Raw genomic sequence first — 20,670 nt, 5'->3', positions numbered from 1 at the left:
CTTTGTTTTATCAGTTTATTATATTTGTCCTGCTGACTTCGGCAGGCTTTTTAATATGCAGGCAGCTTCTTAAAATCCCGAAGCTGAGTATGAAAAAGAACATCAAAATCTTGCAGGCTGAAAAGGAAAAATCAAGCCAGCAGCTAGTAAACCGGATAATTATGCCTTTAGCAAAGCCATTTGCAAGGTTCATCCCGATTGACCCGGTAAAGGAAGCAAGAATGGCATCTACACTGAGGCGCGGAGGGCTTGAACTGACTCCGAAAGAATATTACGCAAGAGCTATTTTATGTGCTCTTTTTACATTACCCCTTGCCTTGCTCCTTTTTTCCATTGGAGCGTCCAACCTTGCTCCTATAGTTCTAATCTTTGCGGTAGTGGTGTACTTCCACTTCATGACAGACCTTAAAGACAAGATGAAGGAAAAGAAAAACCGGATCGAAATAGAGCTTCCGGGTTTTATCCGTTCCATCCTGTATAAGCTAGATGACATTAAGGATGATAGTAAAAGGGCAGTTGTACAGGTAGATTTGATCCAGATATTCGAAGATTACCTGAAGGTAGCCAGTGATGTATTCCACTATGACATCTCTGTTTTAGTCATGGAGATGAAAGCAAAGGATATTGAAACAGCACTCCGGAATTTCAATGAACGCATTGGAATGACAGAAGTATCTTTTTTAGTGAATGCCCTCATAGGACTGTACCGGGGCGAGCATCAGGAAGAAGCTCTGGCATACCTTGCAAGAGATATGGACATTAAAGCCAGAGAAGCACTCAGGAAAAAACTTAATAAGCTGCCGCGAAGGGTCAAGATTGCATCCATACCCCTTGTGGCGGTGACGCTTGCCTGCCTGCTCTATGTTATAGGCTCCCACATGATTAGATCAATGGGGGGCCTTTTATAATGTGAAAAAGGGAATCACCCTTTTCAAAATACAATTTCAGGAGGTATTACCCGTGAGAAACACTACAACTGCAAACTCTATTACGCAAGAAAGGAGGGCAAATCCTGTGAGGAAACGCATTGCAAGTGCTATATCGAATGCCAGAAATGTTCTGGCAAACAAGTCTGGTGACCAGATGACCGGCTGGCTTATTGTTGTGCTGGTTGTTGTGGTAGTAGGCGCAGTGTTTATGACGTTGTACCAGGGCTCTATCACCACTATCTGGAACAGCATTGTAGACAAAATCACCGGCCTTTTAAGTTAATCGCAGCTAAAAGGCAGCAGTACAGGGGGAGCATATCCAGTATGGCTTCCCTTTTTTCTCTTAATCAAAATCTAATCAAAATTAACGGAGGTATTTACTATGTTTTTAACAGTGAAAAACAAAATACGAAATGCAGGACTTAAATGCAGGAATGTTTTGGCAAACAAATCCGGCGACCAGATGACCGGCTGGCTCATCGTAGTCCTGATCGTTGTGGTGGTTGGTGCAATCTTCCTGACTTTGTATAAAGATTCAATATCTACAATCTGGAACAGCATTGTCACCAAGATTACCAGCCTTTTGAACTAATGGACTCGCGGCCAAGGCTCATGACATTCGGGGAGCTCTGCTCCCCCCTAAATTAAAACTAAGTTTAGAATAATGGAGGGATTAATTATGATGACTGCTTTGAAAAACAAAATGAGAATAGCAACTTTAAAGGGCAAAAACATATTGGCAAATAAGTCCGGCGACCAGATGACCGGTTGGCTTATTGTGGTCTTGATTGTCGTAGTAGTAGGTGCGGTGTTTATGACACTGTATCAAGGTTCCATAACACAGATCTGGAACAGTATCGTCAGCAAAATCACCGGTTTACTGAACTGATGAAAATATTAAAGGTAAACCTGCAGATGCGGGAGGTGCAACGCATATGAACAGCAGGCACCAAAGCACGGGGGAGAGAAATTCTCCCCTTTTGCTTTTTCAAAAACTTTTTCATGACAGAAAAGGCAGCAGCTATTTTGACCTGATGATTAAAACACTAGTAGTGATTACACTCATGGTTACGGTGTTGAGCTTTTTGAGTATCTTCACTACATACCTGAACTTGAACCATATATGCCGGCGCGTTGTACGGGTAGTTGAACTGGAGGGCCAGGTATCAGATAAAGCCTATGGCGTTTTCTACCGGCTTAAGCAGCAGACCGGCCTCTCACCGGAGATGACCGTCGAGGATGTGAATTACCATGACGGTCAGAAAATACAGTTAAGGGATACCTTCACGATCACGATGACATACAACCATCCATTTACTATTTTTACACCATCCTTTGCACCTCCAGTTAAGATTATGATTCCTATGAAGGTAAGCATTACCGGCATGTCGGAAAAATATTGGAAGCTCTCCGACTGAGATTGCCGGGAAGGAGGATGGACGTGAACAACTATAAATACATTTTGCAAAATCGTAAAGGCGATGTTTTTATTTTCATCGTGATTCTTGTCTTTTTCATCCTGACGCTTTCAGCTATCCTGATTGAGTATTTCCGTATCGAAAGCCTGTACCAGCAGGTGGAATATGTCCTTCAAAGGGGTGTGAACACCTCAGTGGAATATGCCATGCTGGACGAATACCGCAGGGACGGTCATGCCAGGATGGACAGCGCCCTTGCGGAAGAAAGATTATATGAGTACCTGCATGAAAGCATGAAACTTGATGCGGATTTAAGCAAATATATCGGCGAAGAATGGGTTTACGAGCTTGAAATAAAGCACATTAATGCTACAGACATTCCGCCCCGGCTGACGCTGGAGGGGGCACTGAAGACCCGCAGTATCTTCAGTTTTCTGACCGGCGATGTGAGGCTTCCCTTTAGAATATCCAGCGTTAATACAAGAATTGAGGAAGGAGGTTCTTAATGAAAATAAAGTTATTTTATACCGTATCGCTTGTTTTTATATTTTGCCTGCTCCTTTCGGGCAAAGCATTTGCTTCAGTAAACAGTGACATTGAAATCAATATTACCTCTCCAATAGACAGCTTGCAAAGCGAAAGCGGTATGGTAGCCATAGAGCATTTTCCGGAGGAAATCTCAATTCAAGTAACGGCAAAAACCGGAACAATTACAGATATTCAACTGGAATATGGTGGACAGAGCATAAAGATAACACCGAAATATATTTTAACTGTTGAGAATAAGGAGTCATGCGGCCCGTATACAATAACAGCAAAAACAGATCAGGGTGCAGTCCTCACCATCACAGCTAATGTTATTTTTCAAGTGAAAGCTGTCTACGACATCTGGTATCGCACCATCGGAATGAATGTCAGAGAAATATATGATGGAGAGATGCTTATAAAATCTTTTCCAGAGCCGCAGCGAATTGATCTTGTGAATGCAAATACCGTTGCAGACTATGAAAAGGAACGGATTGCCGGGTGGATCGGTAAGTGTGACGGGAGGACTTATACACTAAAAGGCAGCAATGTTGTGGAGATTCACAATTTCAGTTCCGGCAAAATATATGGAACCTATGATACCAATACGCAATTTGAAACACTGACCACCAGTTACGGCTGGACACCTAAAAGTCTGACAGCCTTTGAAACCATGAGAAATACAGCACTATCCTACCAGGCTCCTGTTAAAGTTGACATAGAGGCTACCTGGTGCGATGTGAACAAACAGAAGGTTTACGGTAAGCTCACCGCTCAGGACAAGGGAGTGCCGGAGCTGCTCTATCCCTATCAGACTACTTCTGTCACTTTCGCCAAGGATGATGTGCTGCTGTCCCGTAATTTTCAATACATGGGGCTCGAATGGGATTATACGCCGGAGAGTGATGAATATTCTGACGGAGAAAATAAAACGCAGACCAGTATCACGCAGAATATTCATTACAGGATTCCAGCAGCAGACTTCTATTTTAAGTTCAAAGCATGTGACGGCAACGACCTATCGGTTGTCATTCGTGCCCCTGTTACAGTGAAACGTGGCGACAGCTATTCATTTACTATAATCTACATGAACAGCGGAACGAGTGCAGCTTATGATGTACCTTTGAAAGGCACGATAGATGAAGTTCTGATTGAAGGAATACCTGAGATGAAGGACTTTTCACCCAATTCAAGTGTAACTTATGATGTTAAACGTACGGCTGATACTGATGCCGATGAAATTCACTTGTGGGCAAACATTGGTGTGCCTGAAGGCTTTATAGACGGAAATCTTAACAACAACACGGCTACAGCAGTTATACGGATAGTTAACCCCAAACCGGATGAAACGCCTGATAATTCTGATGATCCAGATGATCCTGACGACCCGGATAATCCCGATGACCCGAATAATCCTGATAATCCGGATAACCCGGACGAACCAGATGATCCACCAGGTTTACGTGATCTTTGCGATCTGTCTGCGTGTATCCTTGCACCGCCTACGGTATATGAACATGAGAATTACAGCTATACCGTAAGTTTTACCAATAACACTGATGTAGAACTAAAAGCTGCACACTTAAAGGGAAAAAATAACGAGATTGCATTGACGCAAATCCCTGAATTAGCAAATTTCAAGCCCCGGGAGACAAAAGCTTTTACTGTTACAGGTAATGCTGGAAATGCAGGTGAGGTTTATGGCCTGTGGGCTAATGTGGAGGCACCGGAAGGCTTTAGGGATGAAAATATTATCAACAATACTGCTATTTCAAGCATTAAAGTTGTTAAGCAACCTGATGATGATCCGGACGACCCTGACAATCCTGACGAACCGGATGATCCAGATAAACCCGACGAACCAGATGAGCCTCATAATCCGGATGACCCCGAAAAACCGGATGACCCCAATAATCCTAATGAGCCAAAAGATCCTGACAATCCTGGCAATCCGGATGACCCTGACAAACCGGAAAACCCTAATGACCCTGAGATACCTACCATAGTAAACCTATGCGATGTGTGGGTAAATTTGTCATCTCCCCCGACTGTATATGAGCATGAGGAATACAGCTTTACCGTATATTTCGCCAACTCTACCGATAAGGATTTGTACGATGTTGAGCTAAATGTCACCATTAACGGTAAGAAGATTCCTGATGTGCCCGGTACATCTAATTTCAAAGCATTTGAAAAGAAATCCTTTCTAGTCACAAAAACAGCTGGAGATAAAAGAGAGCGTATTCGTTTATCTGCTAAGGTGTCCGCACCTGCAGGCTACAAGGACAGCAATACCGGCAACAATCAGGTTTCGGCGGAAATCATGGTACTGGAACGTCCTTACGATCTGGATGTACAGAGAATTACACCCGATGAGTATAAGGAAAACCAGTCTGTCATAACCACTGTTAAAGTATCCAACAAAGGCAGCCTGGACTTTACACCGGGACAAAATGTTACTGTACTGTTTCAAATACCTGAATTGTCTTTGTCAAAGCGAATTGATGCGATAGTAATTGAAAGGGATACCTGGAATGTTGTATCCATCCGCTGGGACACTCCTAATGTGCAGGCTGACAAAAATGTTACCTTGATTGCGATTATTAATCCTGAGCAGTCGTTGAGAAATGAAAGCACTGCTGAAAACAATACTTATACTCAAAAGGCTGTGATAAGGAATATATCCTATGGAGAACCGGAGGAAAGCCGGTCATTGCCTAATCCGCCGAAAAGAAGTGAACAGCCCAGGGTGACATGGTGGGAGCAGCGGTATGAGGGTGGAAAGTTTGTATGGAGGCAATTCTATGCTGAGTTGAAGGTAAACGCTGTGCTGGAATATGATACAAAAGCTAAAGGTTTTCTCAAGTCAGGCTATGGATACTCAATCCGTGTTACAGCCTATGTTGACACCAATTATGACAGGCCGGAGCTGATTACTGCTCCACAGACTGCAGAAGTCTATCTGCCGGAATATCGCTATGAAACCGCTATCCCTTTAATAAAGGAAAACGGTCAATTTATCTTTAAGGAAAATCCCGCATCTCCCTTCCGTTACAGGAAACATTACATACCGCTGTGGTTCCCGGATAACAGGGACTATATAGTACAGCTTCTTGTTACCGATGTGCATACTCCCGGAGGTACGCTGTCCCGCTGGATTACCGGAGGGGAACTAAAAATTCACGTAGTGGACAGTATGTATTCCGATGATGTCACTACTGGAAACTGATATAATAATACTTCTTTTTGCTGTCCCTCTACTATGGGCAGCAGTAATGGATTATATGAAGCGAATTATTCCCGACTGGACATGGATAGCCATTCTCCTGCTCGGCGTAATGTCCGCTTTTATTTTGCCACATCCCACACTACTGCAGCGAATTGCGGGGTTTTTGCTGCCAGGCATCTGCCTGTTATCTCTTGCCATGAAATATGGTGGCGTGGGCGGTGGTGATATCAAGCTTACGGCTGCAATTGGTTTTAGCTTTGGCTTATATGGACTTACTTCCATTCTCTTTTTTGCCTTGCTACCGGCCTTGCTTTATTCAAAGCTAACACGGCAGAAAAGTGTTCCGTTGGCAGTATTTTTATGTACCGGCTTTTTTATTCATGCCGGTATTGCTTTGATTACCGGAAGATAATGTGAAAGCACAAATCTATTAGGACAAGGAGGTGCTTTGATGGAGCTAAAAACGATACTTGCCATCGTGCTTTGCCTGGTGATTGCAGGTGGTGCAGTATACCTGTATATCAGGCAAAGAAAGAAATAACGGTATGGCTGTAAAAGGGACTTGAAAACTAAAGTCCCTTTACTGCTGCCGGTTAGATTGGAGTGATTATAGGAATGGATGAAAAACGCATGGTGGATACCTACGAGATAAAGCACGCCATCCACATTGGAGATAAAGAAATCCTTTTCGGTGTAGATGAAAGAAAATCTGATTGCCCATATATGGTATGCAACTGCAGCTGGGATAACCCTTTAGGGATTGAACATTACTTTAATGCGATGGAAAGTGCGGACTACCTTGAAATGATGACCGAATTTACCAGTCGTATAACAGCACAACTGGAAGAAGTCATAGCAGAGCGAACCAAAATCACTGTTCCCATGCAGCCTTTTAAGCTAGAGCATTGTTTTCCTATTGACAGTATGCAAAACCTTGAAAACAAAGTGGTGATTATTCGTCCTGAACGCTTACGTCCTGAATATCGAACTGCTGACAAGCAACTTGTGTTGGTCACGGGCGGTTTTGGCGCTCATGCTAATTCAAGAGGACGGGCGGTTTATACTGCAAACCTATATTCCGGAAAGGAGTCACGCTGGAATCGAGAGGATATTTTGGGTGTTCTCAGACCGGAATATATGCCAGATTGGGCAAAGGAACGGTTGGCACAGATACAATCTAAGAGGCAATTAAAGCAGAAAAAGCAAGAGGTAGAGCGATAGGAGGTTTAAAGTATGGATAAGGAAGTCAATGCCGGTTATGTAATTACTGATCGGCTGACCGTTGGGAATTCGGAGTTTGTCATTGGTCAAAACGAAAATGCTCCTGCCAAGTTTGTGACATGGAAATGTACAAAGGGCGAAAAGAATTACTATTGGGGGCATTACTGTAAGGATCGCCTGACTGCCCTTGAAGATTTATGCAACCGTGCTCTCGATGAGATCCATTATTTAAAAAGTTATAAACAGGAAAAAGAGAATATAGAAAAAACGGCGCAGAAGGTTGAAAAGAAATGTGAACCGGTGCGATAAGGAGGGATGAAAGTTGGCAACAAAGCTGCAGCTGATTACAGAGCTTTCTCAAAATACGGCAAAAGATATTGTCAAAACACCTGGCAACTGGACATCCTTTCTGAAAACTGCTGCATGGAACTATAAATATCCGTTTCAAGATCAATTGCTTATTTTTGCCCAGCGTCCTGATGCAACAGCCTGTGCTCCCATAGAAATATGGAATGAGAAGTTCGGCAGATGGGTAAACCGCGGTGCGAAAGGCATTGCCCTCATCAACGACAGCGGAAGTCGTTTAACCCTTCGCCATGTGTTTGATGTATCGGATACTAACAGCCGGTATAACCGTCCGGTTGTCCTTTGGTCATTAAGGGATGAATATTCTGAAGATGTGACAGAAACGCTGGAAAATGCTTTTGGTGATCTTAAGGACAAAAGTAATATCCCCGCAGCACTTATTTCAACAGCTTTCAACGCTGTCGAAGATAATTACCCAGATTATCTCTCTGATCTTATGTACAGCAGGGAAAACAGCTTTCTCGAAGAACTGGATGATCTTAATGTTGAAGCCATCTTTAAAAATGCACTTAGAAATTCTGTAGCATATTTGCTTTTAATCCGCTGCGGCTATCCTGCCGATGAATTTTTCAACTTTGATGATTTTCAGGGCATTGTTAATTTCAATACCCTTGAAACAATATCCAGTTTAGGTGCTGCAACAAGCGATATTTCAGAAATGATTTTAAAGGAAATCAGCGCAACAGTAAAAAATATTCAGAGAGCAGAAAGAAATCAAAACCGTACATTTGCAAAAAGCCAGGATATACGACAGAATAAAAGTGAAGATAACATGATTGAAAGGAAGGATGATCATGGAGTTGACATACACGATGCAGGGCGATTATCTGGTACCGGATCTGACGCTGCCGGAGGAAGAGACGCACATCGGCAAATATGGGATGTTGCGCAGGACATACCTGAAAAATCACAGGAAAGGAACATACGCCAGTCTGATGATGTCAGGGAAATTGAACAGCCATCTGCTGGAAATCGATCGGATAGCGAAGGAACGAATAGAGATGATCACGACGGAACTTCTGGAGAACAATCCGGCACCGGACAAAGCGATAGACCCGATGGGCTGGGCGGGACACATGAACAACCTGCGGCACTCAGCGGAAGAGTCGGTACTGGCGGAACTGGTTTACAGCTAAACCTTTTCCCTACAGTAGAACAGCAAATTGAAGCCATAGAACAGGCGGAGGGCAAAAAAACCTCCGCTTTTTCTGTTTCACAGGAAGAAATAGATCATTTGCTTTGCAGCGGTACAGGTTTTCAGGATGGAAAGTATCGTGTATACCTGCACTATCAGGAACCGCACAGTACAAAAGAAACTATTGATTTTCTTAAGCATGAATATGGAATTGGCGGCGGCACACATATTTTCACCGATGGAACCAGAGGAAACCAATGGCATGACGGAAAAGGGATCTCCCTTAGCAAAAGCGGCAGCTTTATAACAAACCCTGAAATAAGACTATCATGGAATCAGGTTGCAAAACGACTTGGTGAGCTGATCGCTGCGGACAGGTATTTAAACAGCAAGGAAAAGGAGCGCCTTCCTGTAGTACAGCAGGAAATTGAAGAACAGCGTCGGAGACTTGCTGAGGAAGCGTATGCGCGGCAAATCCTGAACCGGGAACCTACACCTACTCAAACTGAGTTAAACGTCTCTAAAGATACGGCTAATTATGTCTTCCACCTTGGAGATACGGTGTACATAGGTGCGGAGGAATATGAGATCTTATCATTTAACAATAATTCGGTAGAGCTTCGTGATGCAGACTGTCCCCTGTTCACTAAACAATTTCAGCGTGAAACCTTTGAGGAAATGCTTAGAGATAACCCTCTGAATGATCATCTTCTTATGCAGGAGGGAATAACGGAGCAGCCGACAGTACTTAAAGATGAAAAACTGTCTCCTCGCGACATCTACCAGACATACCTACCCGAAATCATCAACAAGATACGAAACGATGAGATTTACCCCTACCTGCGGGACAGGGATGCCGAACCGGACAGTGCAAAATTGGAGCTTGATACTGCAATCGATCGCATTGTTCACTCTATGAAAGAGACACATCCGGATTTTTACGAAGCTTACATCAACCTGCTATAAAGTTATAATTAATAATGTACAAATAATATTAAATAAAAATGTACAAATGGTATGATTACAGGGTACAAAAGGAGGTACCCTAATGATTATCAAAAGTAGTATCATAACAGATTTAAATATTCAAACTGTCAAGGATCTTTATAAGTTAAAACCATTTATGGAGGACACAACATTGAAGGTTAATAAAAGCCAGATCGCAAGGGAACTTGATGTCGATAGGCGTACAGTTGATAAATACATTAATGGCTTTCATAAGGCCAAATCCAGAGAATGCGTGAATTGTATCACTGCTTACTATGACATTATCGCAGAGCTTCTATCTGATAACAGCCAGCAGATATTTTATTACAGAAGAGTTTTATGGCAATACCTAGTAGACAATCATTCTTATGAAGGGTCTTATGTGAATTTCTGCTACTATCTAAGAAAATATCCTGAACTAGACTCATATTTCAAAAAAAGCAGACCTTCAAACGCAAATAACGTAACCATACGTTATGAAACAGGAATGGGTCAACAAGCACAACTAGACTGGAAAGAGTCTATACGATTTACTCTTTCAACAGGTGAAATAATAGAAGTAAACATATTTGTATTATTGCTGTCATACTCACGTTTTAGAGTATACAGGGTATCTCTATCAAAAACACAGGACATATTATTTTCATTCCTTGATGATGCGTTTAACACGTTTGGAGGTGTTCCAAGTGAGATTGTCACCGATAATATGAAAACAGTTATGGATGAGCCAAGAACAGAGTATACAGAAGGGAAAATAAATATAAAATTTAAGCAGTTTGCGGATGATTATGGTTTTAAGGTGCACCCTTGTATTGCAGGAAGACCAAGAACAAAAGCCAAAGTAGAAGCACCAATGAAACTACTTGATGAGATAAGAGCCTACAATGGAAAACTTGATTACAAGGAACTTAATGAGTTGGTCACACGAATAAATAACAGAGTAAACATGCAGGTAAATCAAGGTACAGGTCGTATTCCATTAATGTATTTCAACAAGGAAAAAGCTTTCTTAGGAAGCTTACCAGCCGATACCATAAGAAAGCCTTATCAAATAACTCCACATAAAGTAAAAGTAAATTCATCCAGCATGTTCAACCATAATGAATGCCAGTATTCTGTACCACCAGAATACATTGGAAAAACTCTTACTTTACAAGTGTATGATGGTTACATACATGTTTATTATAACATGGAATTAATAACTATCCATACCCTTAGTAAAAAGAAACTAAATTATTTTACAGAACACTATACTGCTATAGCAAGAAAATCGCATGCATTTAAGGAAGAAAATATAAATGAGCGGGCAAAAGAAAACTTACAGGTTATAGGAGAAGTATATAGTTATGAATAACAGTACATACAACCAGCTATGCCGGAACATGGAAATTCTTGGTCTTGGGCAAATGGTAATTCATCTTGATGAAATATCTAATTTTGTGACATCCAACAATCTTTCGTTTACAGAAGGACTACTGAGACTTAGTAATTACGAAGTTGATTTTAAGGAGGCCAAAGCATCTAGATCTATGATTAAAGCAGCAGCATTTCCTTTTGTAAAGGAATTGAAAGATTATGATTTCAATTTTCAGCCGTCAGTAAATCAGCAAGAAATACAAGAACTTTGCACGCTTGGTTTTCTTGAAAGAAATGAGAATATAGTATTTCTTGGTCCAAGTGGTGTTGGAAAGACTCATCTGGCAACATCAATAGGAATAGCTGCAGCAAAGAAACGTACTAGCACATATTTTATCAAATGTCATGATTTATTGCAGCAACTAAAGAAAGCAAAACTGGAAAACAGACTTGATGTAAGACTCAGACACTTCTGCCATTACAGACTACTTATCATTGATGAACTTGGCTACTTACCCATTGATAAAGAAGATTCTAATATGTTTTTTCAGCTTATAGATATGAGATATGAGAGAAAAAGTACCATTCTTACAACAAACATGAATTTCAACGAATGGGATGGTGTATTCTATGACGCAGTTGTAGCCAATGCAATACTTGACAGGGTATTGCACCATGCACATGTAATATCTATATCTGGAAAGTCATACAGATTAAAGGATCATATGAAGCAAGGAGAATAGTTGTACATAATTATTTAATACTTTTTATACATTTTTCCTTGACAGTTTATACATGGAGCTTGCGAAGCTCCTAAACATTTCAGACCTTCAGCTTTCCTACATCACCAACGTGGATGCCGGTAATGGACTTATCAAGGTGGGTAGCTCTCTTGTTCCCTTTACCGACCAGTTTCCACGCAACACAAAGCTCTACCGCCTGATGACCACAAAGCCTGGCGAGCAGGCGTAATTTTAATAGATGATAAATCCAAGGAGGGGAATTTGATGGAGCATATCCGATTTGTCAGTAAGGAACATGAAACTTTTTATTACAACATGCTCAAAGCAGCGCGCAACAGCGATGTATTCCGCAAGGCGTTTTTCTATACCATGGGTATCAGTGCAGAAACTAGAAACCATATTACTGCTCTCTTTGACTTTGAGGAAAGCCTTATAAAGCCGGAGGGACTTTCGGCCCCATGGCAGACCGGAAGTACAAAGCGTTTATGCCGGCTTGCATTTAACCTGTGGAACGGCTGGACGGAGGAAGGCAAAGAACAATATTCTGCGCCGTATTACTTATTCGACTGCAGCTTTGCTCCATACTTTTTTGAAGCAATCAGACTTCGCTATCCTGAGTACTGCAGGAGTTTGGAGCGTTCTGTATTGGACCCTGCCGGGAAAGAACGATAATACTTGCAATATAAATCGAATGCTAACCATGGGAGGGGGTGTGTGTATTGAAGGAGATCAAAACAAAACAGACCAAGAAGGATATTAAGGTACTGGACAAGACAACGGATGTAACCAGGAGAGCAAAGAATGCTTATATTCGCACCAAAGAGCGGTCTGAACAGCTTGGGCAAAATGATGACAGTAACTATGTGGATTATGCCGAAAATATTGTCAGTGATGGTACAAAAAACATTACCCGTAAAGGTGAACATATAGCGAAAACATACGGCAAGAAAGTAATAGAAAAAATCAAAAACCGTAAGGCGCAGGATAATGATTCCACTTGGTCTGATACCCATAATACCGATAATGTTCACCAGTCGTCACAGTGCGAAGCAAAGGAATTAGTTCAAAGAAATGCTGACCGAACAGAAGCACATCAAACCACGAAACAAAATTACGCTCCGGCTAAAGTTAAGGATGAAGCAAAGCAGAAAAATACTCAATTTATATCGAACAAGGCTATTAAACAAAATTCTTCTCAAATGAGGCCAAAAGAAATTGCAAATAGAAAATTTACTCTATCAAAACCAGATGAAGCAAGAAAACGCTGGTTTGTTCAAAGCAGAGTGAATCCACAATTAACTAAGTCCAGTTCAATCCCGGAGGCAAGAAGAACTTTCCGGACGCAGGCAAGACAAACGTCCGGGCATATAACTACACACTCCCCTCAACATCCAGTATCCAAGCCGACCGGAAACGCTTTAAGACGAAATACATATTTTTATAGTAAAACTGGCCACACCGTTAAGCAATCTGCTAAAACCAGCATAAAGACAATAAAGGAAGGCTCTAAAGGTACAGTCAAGACAGTAAAAAAATCGGTTAAAACTGCTAAACGTACTGCTAAAACTGCCATTAAAACATCACAGGCAGCAGCTAAAACTGCTGTTAAAACTGCACAGGCTACCCAGAGGGCGGTACAGGCAGCAAGGGCAGCAGCGAGAGCTGCGGCTTTTACGGCAAAGATGACAGTAAAAGCAATGATAGCTGCCATCAAAGCAATTATTTTAGCTGTGGAAGGAACGATTGCTCTCATTGCTGCAGGTGGATGGGTAGTGCTCGTTATCGTTCTTGTAATATGTCTTGCAGGGTTTTTATTAGGATCAGTTTTTGGAGTATTCTTTTCCAATGAAAGCCCAGGTGAAAATATGCCGACCATGACAGAGGTAGTACAACAGCTTAATGAGGAATATTATTCAAGAATCGAACAAATACAGGCTGAAAACCCTCATGATACGCTTGAGTTGTCCTCCAATAGCGGGAGCAGTACTACCGTTAACAACTGGAGAGAAATATTGCCTGTTTATGCTGTCAAGACTGCTGCTGATCCCGATAATGGTATGGATGTCGCCACTCTTGATGATATAAAAGTGGGCATCTTGCGCGGGATCTTCTGGGATATGAACCAAATTAACTATTGGATAGAAACGATTGAGCATGAGGAAACCGTTACTAGCAAAGATGAGGACGGCAACGAGGTTGAAGAGACTATTACTACTACGGAAACAATCCTGCATATAGAATTAGCCTCAAAAACCCATGTTGATATGATTGCCGAATACCACTTCAATTCTGAACAGATTGAACTGTTGAATGAGTTAATGCAGGATGAATATCAGCAGTTATTTATGCAGCTTATTGAAGGTTAAGCATATGTAACTTTATACACGATTCCGGTCTCCAGAGGGAGAACACCAAAAGGAAGATATAATTCGTAAAACTAAATCAAATGAAAGGCGGGATAACTCCATGAATTTAAAAGAAACAAGGAATATGGAATATTCAAAGTGTGTGAATCTATTGGCTAAACTAATTGACCTGGATGATAACACAAAAGAAAAAATCTTCAAATGCTTTCAGTGCATGGGGATAAAAAACTTTTTTATAAATCTGGAATCAGTTGATTTACCTCTTGAGACTTGTGAGAAGCTGAAAAGTATAAAGTCCGTCATTGAGGTGTTTGATGAAGAAGGGGGGCAAGCATAGCATGAAACAGGAAATGCAACACACCGAAAAATTCTTAAAAGGACTGACAAGTTTAACAGGACTCCCCTATAAAAAGCTTCAACAGTACGTGAAAACAAACAACCCTTTCAATATCCTGGAACATCCTCACATCATGGAGCCGAATGAAAAACAGCTGGAAAAAATCGGACTTCTCAATGAATTTATTGCATCTTATAATATTTTGAAAGTCTATGAGAAGGATGATAAGATTATACTCAATTCATCAACCGCATCAGGTCAGTACTTTTTAGCCCTTTTAGGAGGGATGAAGGATAAAGAAAGGTTTATGGTTTCTTTTTTGGACAGTGGCAATAACATAATCGAAACCAAAATCATGTCTGAAGGGAGTATCGGACAGGCACCAGTTTATCCGCGAGAAATATTAAAATATGCTCTTGCCTGCGATTGTAACGCAATAATTTTAGCCCATAACCATCCCGGAGGCTCCCAAAATTTCTCTATGGAAGATAAAACATTGACACAGAGAATAGTTGATATTTTTCATCCGCTTGGGATTAAGGTTTTGGATCATATTATTGTTGCCGATACAATTTATACTTCTATGGCAGAGAAAGGAGAACTTCCCAAAGAGAGCAGAAGTATTGCAAATTATGGGGTGATTGAATTAGGTGCATCTACTGCAAAGGAAAAGCTGAATAGGGTTCAGCATACACACTCACGTTAGAACTGGATTTTAAAGATTAGATTTGTAATCTTAAAGGTGTTTTCAAGTACACCCAAAGTGTTTTAAAGCACATGCTTGTGAGAAAAAGTAAAGATAATAAATGTTTCTTTCATATGGGGCATATTGTGAGTTTAATTATTCTGCTGCAAAGGCGGATATAATTGGTGTGACAAAAGCACTCGCCAAGGAGCTTACACCTTCAAATATACAGGTAATTGCATAGCTCCTGGTATTACCTTGAACAAATCAAATCATCTATAACTGAAAGCAATTACAGAACTGGACAAAATTATCTTATAAAACATGAAATAATCCATTGAAATAATCTGAATAATGATATAATATATTAATAATTTAATATAAAATCAGGTGCTGGTTATGCATTACTAGAAAATGTGTGAATCAGTGAAAAGGGAAGACGGGTGAAAATCCCGCGCGGTCACGCCGCTGTAAAAGTGGAGTTCTCCATAGATACCACTGGGAAACTGGGAAGGTTTGGAGAATGATGATGCTTGAGCCAGAAGACCTGCCTGCATTTTTAACACCATTTACTCTACGAGCGATAGGGGGTGTTGTGTATGTCTGCACAGTATTATTCCGGGTATGCATGACCTCTTGACTATTTATGTTGAGAGGTTTTTTGTTTGTAAAATAATATTTGTATGAGGAGTGAGTATTATGTCCAAAAAATTACAATTGGCTTTGGGTCTTGGACTTATGGTAATACTGATGCCAACAATGGCTTCAGCTATGCATATCATGGAAGGATTCTTACCTCCGGTCTGGGCAATCTCATGGGGAGTATTGTGCGTACCATTTATAGTTATAGGACTATTTTCAATAAATAAAACTGTACGAGAAAATCCGCGATTAAAAATATATCTTGCAATGGCAGGTGCATTTGCATTTGTACTTTCCGCACTCAAAATACCTTCTGTTACAGGAAGCTGTTCACATCCAACAGGATTGGGATTGGGAACTATCCTTTTTGGCCCAACAGCTATGTCAGTACTGGGTCTGATAGTGCTTTTGTTTCAGGCTATACTTTTAGCTCATGGCGGACTAACAACGCTTGGCGCAAATACCTTTTCAATGGCAGTTGTAGGACCTATTGTTGCATTTGCAACGTACAAGCTGGTAAAGAAAGCGAAAGGACCTCAATGGCTGGCAGTGTTTTTAGCGGCAGCACTGGGTGATCTGTTGACGTATATGGTGACATCAGTGCAGCTTGCACTAGCTTTTCCAGCTGAAGTAGGTGGTTTTGCTGCATCACTGGCTAAGTTTATGGGTATTTTTGCAGTGACACAGATTCCTCTTGCAATCAGTGAAGGTATACTTACAGTATTAATATTTAATGCAATAGCTGCTTATGGCAAAGATGAATTGAAGAGCTTAAATCTATTACAAAAGGGGGCTTAATCATGCAAACTGAAGCGATAAGGCAAACAAAAAAAAATAATCTTTCTGTTAACCTGCTGTTGATTCTTATTATTATAGCTTTAGCAATTATTCCGTTGTTTATTGCTAAAGATGCTGAGTTTGGTGGAGCAGATGGGCAAGCGGAGGAGGCAATAGCAGAAATAAATGCAGATTATGAACCTTGGTTCTCACCCATTTTTGAACCGAAAAGCGGAGAGATTGAGAGCTTGCTTTTTGCATTGCAAGCTGCTATCGGCGCCGGCATAATCGGGTATGGATTAGGTTATTTGAAAGGCCGCAGAAAGAAAGAAGATGAGAAGAGCGCATGATTTCTATAGATAAATATGCTTACAGCTCAAAGCTTAAACATACAGACCCCTTGCAAAAGGTTACATTTGCCTTGCTGACGCTGGCTGTATGTCTATGGGCAGATAACTTGATAATATCGGTTGCAGTGATTTTTATTATGGGGGGCATGACCGTCTCAAGAGGTGGGACTCCCCTCCGTTTTTTTATAAAACTACTGTTATTGCCTGTTTCTTTTTTGATAATAGGGGTGTCTACCGTTGCAGTGAATATATCCGAGCAACCAGAAAGCCTGCTGGCAGCAATTCCTGTTGCAGGAACATGGATAGGTGTCTCAAATGAAGGGCTGCAAGAGGCGATTAAGCTGTTTTTCAAAGCACTGGGAGCTGTCTCATGCCTTTATTTTCTGTCCCTTAGTACCCCTATGGTGGATTTGCTGGCGGCACTACGGAGACTTCGGATGCCAAAGCTTTTAGTGGAGCTTATGGGGCTTGTATACAGGTTTATATTTGTATTGCTGGAAACTGCAGATACCATCTATAATGCACAGAATTGCCGTATGGGCTATTCAAGCCTGACTGCCGGATATCGCTCTTTAGGCTCATTGATTTCCATGCTCTTCATAAAATCATACAAGCGTTCGGATGAACTATACACTGCACTGGAGGCAAGAGGATACGAGGGAGAGCTCAATGTACTTGAAGAAACCTATGAAAAGCATTGGAAAGGATATGTCCTGGCAGTAACCATCAACGTCATACTTGTTTTATCTTCAATAGCTTTAAAGCAAGTATAGGAGGAGTTATTCATGATAGAGAACATCCTGGAGGTAAAGGACCTTCATTACACATATACTGATGGAACACATGCTTTAAAGGGAGTGACACTTGATATAAAGCAAGGAATGACAACTGCCGTACTGGGTGGAAATGGAGCGGGAAAATCAACACTGTTTCTTTCTCTAAACGGAACACTCAAACCAACGGCCGGTAAGGTGCTGTTTAAGGGACTTCAGCTGGACTATTCCCGAAAGGGCCTTAGAGACCTTCGCAAATCTGTGGGTATTGTGTTTCAAGACCCGGATAGCCAGTTGTTTTCGGCAAGTGTACTTCAGGATATCTCCTTTGGTCCAATAAATATGAAGCTGCCTGAAGAAGAAGTCCGCAAGAGAGTAAATGCTGCAATGGACAGGATTGGTATATCACACCTTAAGGATAAGCCAACCCACTGTCTCAGTTTCGGACAGAAAAAGCGTGTAGCCATTGCCGGAGTACTGGCTATGGAGCCCGAAGTGCTGGTGCTTGATGAGCCTACGGCAGGACTTGATCCCATGGGAGTTAGTGAAATTATGAAACTTCTTCGGAAAATACAAAAGGATTTAGGATTATCTGTGGTTATTTCAACCCATGATATTGACATAGTACCGCTTTACTGTGATTATGCCTATGTGATGGATCAGGGCAGGATTGTGCTGGAAGGTACTCCTAAAGAAGTATTCGCTCATAGGGATGAAATAAGGAGTGTAAACTTAAGACTTCCACGAATCGGACATTTGATGGAGATACTAAAGGAAAAGGATGACTTTGAATTTTCGGAGAATGCCAATACCATATCCGAAGCGAGAAAAGCTCTTAATGACTGGAAGAAAAGAAAAACTACCTAAAAAGGAAATCGCGTTGATACAGTACTATATAATTTGCGCCAAGAAACCACTAATTTCAATGAGCAAAATATCGATGCTTCTACGGTTTTTGTGAAATTGAAATAGTGAGTTTCCCGCATAATTTATATAAAGGCATAAGTGTGGGTGGAATAATGAATGATTATATAATAAAGTCTGGTAAAAAGCTAAGAAAAGGGTTTACAACCGGAAGCTGTGCGGCAGCTGCCGCAAAAGCCTGCGCAATTATGCTCTTTGAAAAGATAGAGATTCCGGAGGTTTCTTTAACTTTTCCCGGAGGGGAAGAAATAATTCTTAAGCCGGAAGATATCATTCTCAATGAAGCTTCCGCAAGCTGTTGCATCATAAAGGATGCGGGGGATGACCCTGATGTAACAAACGGAATAAGGATCTATGCCAGGGTTGAAAAGGCAAAAGCCGGTATTTCCATTGACGGAGGGATAGGTGTCGGAAGAGTAACCTCTGCGGGTTTGCCCTGCAAAATAGGAGAGGCGGCTATCAATCCCGGACCAAGAAAGATGATTTTTAATGCGTTGGAAGAGGTTGCCCGTCTATACAAATACGATGGCGGATTTCATGTGGAAATATTTGTTCCCCAGGGAGTGGAAATTGCAAAGAAAACCTTCAATGAAAGGCTTGGGATTGTCGAAGGCATATCCATCCTGGGAACTACAGGCATTGTGGAGCCCATGAGTGAAGCTGCATTGATAGATACAATCAAGCTGGAAATGTCTATCAGAAAGCAAAACGGTCAAAACGTGCTATTCATTTCTCCCGGAAATTATGGAGTTGGTTATGCCAGAGAGCATTTGGGCATTGATGTTGACAGCGCTGTAAAAATTTCAAATTATATTGGTGAAGCTCTTGATTATGCGATATATTTGGGCTTTAAAAAAATCCTGCTTGTCGGACATATAGGGAAATTGGTCAAGTTAGCTGCCGGTGTTATGAATACACATTCGAAAATTGCTGACTGCAGAAATGAAATATTTGCCGCTCACAGTGCATTAGCCGGTGCAGGAAAAGAAACGGTCGAAAAAATCATGAATGCAAAAACAACAGATGAAATTCACAATATCCTGTTGCAGAACAATATATCCAAAATGGTGTATGAAAGCATATTGGGAAAAATAGTATATCATTTAAATTATCGTGTGATGAATAAGGCAAGGATTGAAGTTCTTGTATTTTCAAATGAAAATGGCGTGTTAATGCAGACAGATAATGTGTTGGACTTTATCAATGAGCTAAAGGAGGTTGGGCATTGAAAGGAACTTTATACGGAGTTGGTGTTGGACCGGGAGATAAGAAGCTTCTTACTCTATTGGCGGTTGAGACTTTACATAAGGCAGATATTATTGCAGTACCTGATACCGGAGGCGAGAAAACAGCTCTGAATATTGTGGGTGAGTATATCTCCGGCAAAAAGATAATGTACTGCAGTATGCCTATGACAAGGGATACAGCAATACTGCGGGAGAGTCATAAAGCTTGTGTAGAGCTGATTTGTGCAGAGCTCGAAAAAGGCTTGAACCTGGCATTTATAACGCTCGGTGATCCTACAATTTATTCTACATATATGTATGTGCACAGGTTGGTTGTTGAAAAAGGATATTCTGCTGAAATTGTTAACGGGATTCCCTCGTTTTGCGCGGCTGCTGCCAAACTGGGCATTTCATTGTGTAATGGGAAGGAAGCATTGCATATTGTTCCTGCATCCTATGAAGGTGCGGATGAACTCTTACGTTTGAACGGAAGCAAGGTGCTTATGAAAAGCGGAAAGGGTATTTTAAACATAAAGCAGAAGCTGGAGAAGCATAATTTGCTTGACAATTCCAAAATGGTAGAATGCTGCTTTATGGAAAATGAGAAAATATATAACAGTCTTAGGGACTTAAATGAAGATAGCAGTTATTTTTCGATTATTATAGTTAAAGGAGAATAAA

At 41.1% G+C, this 20,670-nt stretch carries 23 protein-coding genes and 1 riboswitch; all 23 genes read left to right on the top strand.

The annotated features are described in order from the left end of the window. The first annotated feature begins 2 nt into the window (after nucleotides 1-2). The 23 genes from EHE19_RS19845 (at nucleotide 3) to cobI (ending at nucleotide 20,669) form a co-directional block, all read left to right on the top strand. The gene (locus EHE19_RS19845) at nucleotides 3-908 is read left to right on the top strand and encodes a hypothetical protein (RefSeq protein WP_244648262.1); all 906 of its coding nucleotides are present in this window, start codon (nucleotides 3-5) and stop codon (nucleotides 906-908) included. A 1-nt stretch (nucleotide 909) separates the two neighbouring features. Next, nucleotides 910-1,212, top strand: coding sequence for a hypothetical protein (locus EHE19_RS16225; protein ID WP_244648261.1), 303 nt, complete (start codon nucleotides 910-912; stop codon nucleotides 1,210-1,212). A 99-nt stretch (nucleotides 1,213-1,311) separates the two neighbouring features. Further along, nucleotides 1,312-1,521, top strand: a complete 210-nt coding sequence (locus EHE19_RS16220) for a hypothetical protein (RefSeq protein WP_103080938.1) — start codon at nucleotides 1,312-1,314, stop codon at nucleotides 1,519-1,521. A gap of 87 nt (nucleotides 1,522-1,608) precedes the next feature. Further along, nucleotides 1,609-1,818, top strand: coding sequence for a hypothetical protein (locus EHE19_RS16215; protein ID WP_069194759.1), 210 nt, complete (start codon nucleotides 1,609-1,611; stop codon nucleotides 1,816-1,818). A gap of 46 nt (nucleotides 1,819-1,864) precedes the next feature. After that, nucleotides 1,865-2,347 carry a DUF4320 family protein gene (locus EHE19_RS16210; RefSeq protein WP_103080939.1) on the top strand — a complete coding sequence of 161 codons (483 nt, stop codon included), beginning with the start codon at nucleotides 1,865-1,867 and terminating at the stop codon, nucleotides 2,345-2,347. 23 nt (nucleotides 2,348-2,370) lie between these two features. Beyond that, complete coding sequence (locus EHE19_RS16205; RefSeq protein WP_242973870.1) at nucleotides 2,371-2,853, top strand: hypothetical protein; 483 nt, start codon at nucleotides 2,371-2,373, stop codon at nucleotides 2,851-2,853. Further along, on the top strand, nucleotides 2,853-6,101 hold the full coding sequence (locus EHE19_RS16200; RefSeq protein ID WP_171003671.1) for a DUF8195 domain-containing protein: 3,249 nt from the start codon (nucleotides 2,853-2,855) through the stop codon (nucleotides 6,099-6,101). Before EHE19_RS16205 ends, EHE19_RS16200 begins: the two co-directional genes overlap by 1 nt. After that, entirely contained in the window at nucleotides 6,079-6,513 is a 435-nt protein-coding gene (locus EHE19_RS16195; RefSeq protein WP_342343328.1) for a prepilin peptidase, read from the top strand. The genes EHE19_RS16200 and EHE19_RS16195 overlap by 23 nt, the downstream gene beginning before the upstream one ends. Nucleotides 6,514-6,716: 203 nt before the next feature. Beyond that, nucleotides 6,717-7,322: a hypothetical protein gene (locus EHE19_RS16190; RefSeq protein WP_137699243.1), complete on the top strand. Its 606-nt coding sequence runs from the start codon at nucleotides 6,717-6,719 to the stop codon at nucleotides 7,320-7,322. 12 nt (nucleotides 7,323-7,334) lie between these two features. Then, complete coding sequence (locus EHE19_RS16185; RefSeq protein ID WP_103080943.1) at nucleotides 7,335-7,631, top strand: hypothetical protein; 297 nt, start codon at nucleotides 7,335-7,337, stop codon at nucleotides 7,629-7,631. A gap of 13 nt (nucleotides 7,632-7,644) precedes the next feature. Further along, entirely contained in the window at nucleotides 7,645-9,789 is a 2,145-nt protein-coding gene (locus EHE19_RS20175; RefSeq protein WP_425314293.1) for a hypothetical protein, read from the top strand. A gap of 82 nt (nucleotides 9,790-9,871) precedes the next feature. After that, complete coding sequence (gene istA / locus EHE19_RS16170) at nucleotides 9,872-11,164, top strand: IS21 family transposase (protein ID WP_190530273.1); 1,293 nt, start codon at nucleotides 9,872-9,874, stop codon at nucleotides 11,162-11,164. Then, complete coding sequence (gene istB / locus EHE19_RS16165; RefSeq protein ID WP_190530271.1) at nucleotides 11,157-11,909, top strand: IS21-like element helper ATPase IstB; 753 nt, start codon at nucleotides 11,157-11,159, stop codon at nucleotides 11,907-11,909. The genes istA and istB overlap by 8 nt, the downstream gene beginning before the upstream one ends. A 264-nt stretch (nucleotides 11,910-12,173) precedes the next feature. Beyond that, entirely contained in the window at nucleotides 12,174-12,581 is a 408-nt protein-coding gene (locus EHE19_RS16155) for a DUF6075 family protein (protein ID WP_137698970.1), read from the top strand. A 47-nt stretch (nucleotides 12,582-12,628) separates the two neighbouring features. Continuing rightward, a complete protein-coding gene (locus EHE19_RS16150) occupies nucleotides 12,629-14,275 on the top strand; it encodes a hypothetical protein (RefSeq protein WP_137698969.1) in 1,647 nt (548 codons plus the stop codon). 100 nt (nucleotides 14,276-14,375) lie between these two features. Next, nucleotides 14,376-14,612: a hypothetical protein gene (locus EHE19_RS16145; RefSeq protein ID WP_137698968.1), complete on the top strand. Its 237-nt coding sequence runs from the start codon at nucleotides 14,376-14,378 to the stop codon at nucleotides 14,610-14,612. 1 nt (nucleotide 14,613) lies between these two features. After that, the gene (locus EHE19_RS16140) at nucleotides 14,614-15,318 is read left to right on the top strand and encodes a JAB domain-containing protein (protein ID WP_024832156.1); all 705 of its coding nucleotides are present in this window, start codon (nucleotides 14,614-14,616) and stop codon (nucleotides 15,316-15,318) included. A 350-nt stretch (nucleotides 15,319-15,668) separates the two neighbouring features. Continuing rightward, nucleotides 15,669-15,866: riboswitch (cobalamin riboswitch) on the top strand. 130 nt (nucleotides 15,867-15,996) lie between these two features. Continuing rightward, entirely contained in the window at nucleotides 15,997-16,737 is a 741-nt protein-coding gene (locus EHE19_RS16135; protein ID WP_024832155.1) for an energy-coupling factor ABC transporter permease, read from the top strand. A 2-nt stretch (nucleotides 16,738-16,739) separates the two neighbouring features. Then, a complete protein-coding gene (locus tag EHE19_RS16130) occupies nucleotides 16,740-17,066 on the top strand; it encodes an energy-coupling factor ABC transporter substrate-binding protein (RefSeq protein WP_014256596.1) in 327 nt (108 codons plus the stop codon). Next, nucleotides 17,063-17,839 carry a cobalt ECF transporter T component CbiQ gene (gene cbiQ / locus EHE19_RS16125; protein WP_024832153.1) on the top strand — a complete coding sequence of 259 codons (777 nt, stop codon included), beginning with the start codon at nucleotides 17,063-17,065 and terminating at the stop codon, nucleotides 17,837-17,839. The genes EHE19_RS16130 and cbiQ overlap by 4 nt, the downstream gene beginning before the upstream one ends. A gap of 12 nt (nucleotides 17,840-17,851) precedes the next feature. Further along, on the top strand, nucleotides 17,852-18,706 hold the full coding sequence (locus EHE19_RS16120; RefSeq protein WP_014256594.1) for an ATP-binding cassette domain-containing protein: 855 nt from the start codon (nucleotides 17,852-17,854) through the stop codon (nucleotides 18,704-18,706). Nucleotides 18,707-18,858: 152 nt separating this feature from the next. Further along, nucleotides 18,859-19,992 (top strand): cobalt-precorrin-5B (C(1))-methyltransferase CbiD, encoded by a 1,134-nt coding sequence (cbiD, locus tag EHE19_RS16115; protein WP_014256593.1) that lies wholly within the window; start codon nucleotides 18,859-18,861, stop codon nucleotides 19,990-19,992. Further along, nucleotides 19,989-20,669 carry a precorrin-2 C(20)-methyltransferase gene (cobI, locus tag EHE19_RS16110; RefSeq protein ID WP_014256592.1) on the top strand — a complete coding sequence of 227 codons (681 nt, stop codon included), beginning with the start codon at nucleotides 19,989-19,991 and terminating at the stop codon, nucleotides 20,667-20,669. The genes cbiD and cobI overlap by 4 nt, the downstream gene beginning before the upstream one ends. Nucleotide 20,670: the final 1 nt, after the last annotated feature.

Origin of the sequence: Ruminiclostridium herbifermentans (genome assembly GCF_005473905.2) — a bacterium.
GTDB classification, from domain to species: Bacteria; Bacillota; Clostridia; order Acetivibrionales; family DSM-1351; genus Ruminiclostridium; species Ruminiclostridium herbifermentans.
Note: the sequence above shows the minus strand (reverse complement) of the source record. Positions and strands in the feature narration are given on the sequence as shown.

Bases quoted from the DNA above. Each gene is read 5' to 3' on its own strand.
- EHE19_RS16220 (WP_103080938.1), top strand. From the start codon at position 1,312: ATGTTTTTAACAGTGAAAAACAAAATACGAAATGCAGGACTTAAATGC.
- EHE19_RS16215 (WP_069194759.1), top strand. From the start codon at position 1,609: ATGATGACTGCTTTGAAAAACAAAATGAGAATAGCAACTTTAAAGGGC.
- EHE19_RS16210 (WP_103080939.1), top strand. From the start codon at position 1,865: ATGAACAGCAGGCACCAAAGCACGGGGGAGAGAAATTCTCCCCTTTTG.
- EHE19_RS16200 (WP_171003671.1), top strand. From the start codon at position 2,853: ATGAAAATAAAGTTATTTTATACCGTATCGCTTGTTTTTATATTTTGC.
- EHE19_RS16195 (WP_342343328.1), top strand. From the start codon at position 6,079: ATGATGTCACTACTGGAAACTGATATAATAATACTTCTTTTTGCTGTC.
- EHE19_RS16190 (WP_137699243.1), top strand. From the start codon at position 6,717: ATGGATGAAAAACGCATGGTGGATACCTACGAGATAAAGCACGCCATC.
- EHE19_RS16185 (WP_103080943.1), top strand. From the start codon at position 7,335: ATGGATAAGGAAGTCAATGCCGGTTATGTAATTACTGATCGGCTGACC.
- istA (WP_190530273.1), top strand. From the start codon at position 9,872: ATGATTATCAAAAGTAGTATCATAACAGATTTAAATATTCAAACTGTC.
- istB (WP_190530271.1), top strand. From the start codon at position 11,157: ATGAATAACAGTACATACAACCAGCTATGCCGGAACATGGAAATTCTT.
- EHE19_RS16155 (WP_137698970.1), top strand. From the start codon at position 12,174: ATGGAGCATATCCGATTTGTCAGTAAGGAACATGAAACTTTTTATTAC.
- EHE19_RS16145 (WP_137698968.1), top strand. From the start codon at position 14,376: ATGAATTTAAAAGAAACAAGGAATATGGAATATTCAAAGTGTGTGAAT.
- EHE19_RS16140 (WP_024832156.1), top strand. From the start codon at position 14,614: ATGAAACAGGAAATGCAACACACCGAAAAATTCTTAAAAGGACTGACA.
- EHE19_RS16135 (WP_024832155.1), top strand. From the start codon at position 15,997: ATGTCCAAAAAATTACAATTGGCTTTGGGTCTTGGACTTATGGTAATA.
- EHE19_RS16130 (WP_014256596.1), top strand. From the start codon at position 16,740: ATGCAAACTGAAGCGATAAGGCAAACAAAAAAAAATAATCTTTCTGTT.
- cbiQ (WP_024832153.1), top strand. From the start codon at position 17,063: ATGATTTCTATAGATAAATATGCTTACAGCTCAAAGCTTAAACATACA.
- EHE19_RS16120 (WP_014256594.1), top strand. From the start codon at position 17,852: ATGATAGAGAACATCCTGGAGGTAAAGGACCTTCATTACACATATACT.
- cbiD (WP_014256593.1), top strand. From the start codon at position 18,859: ATGAATGATTATATAATAAAGTCTGGTAAAAAGCTAAGAAAAGGGTTT.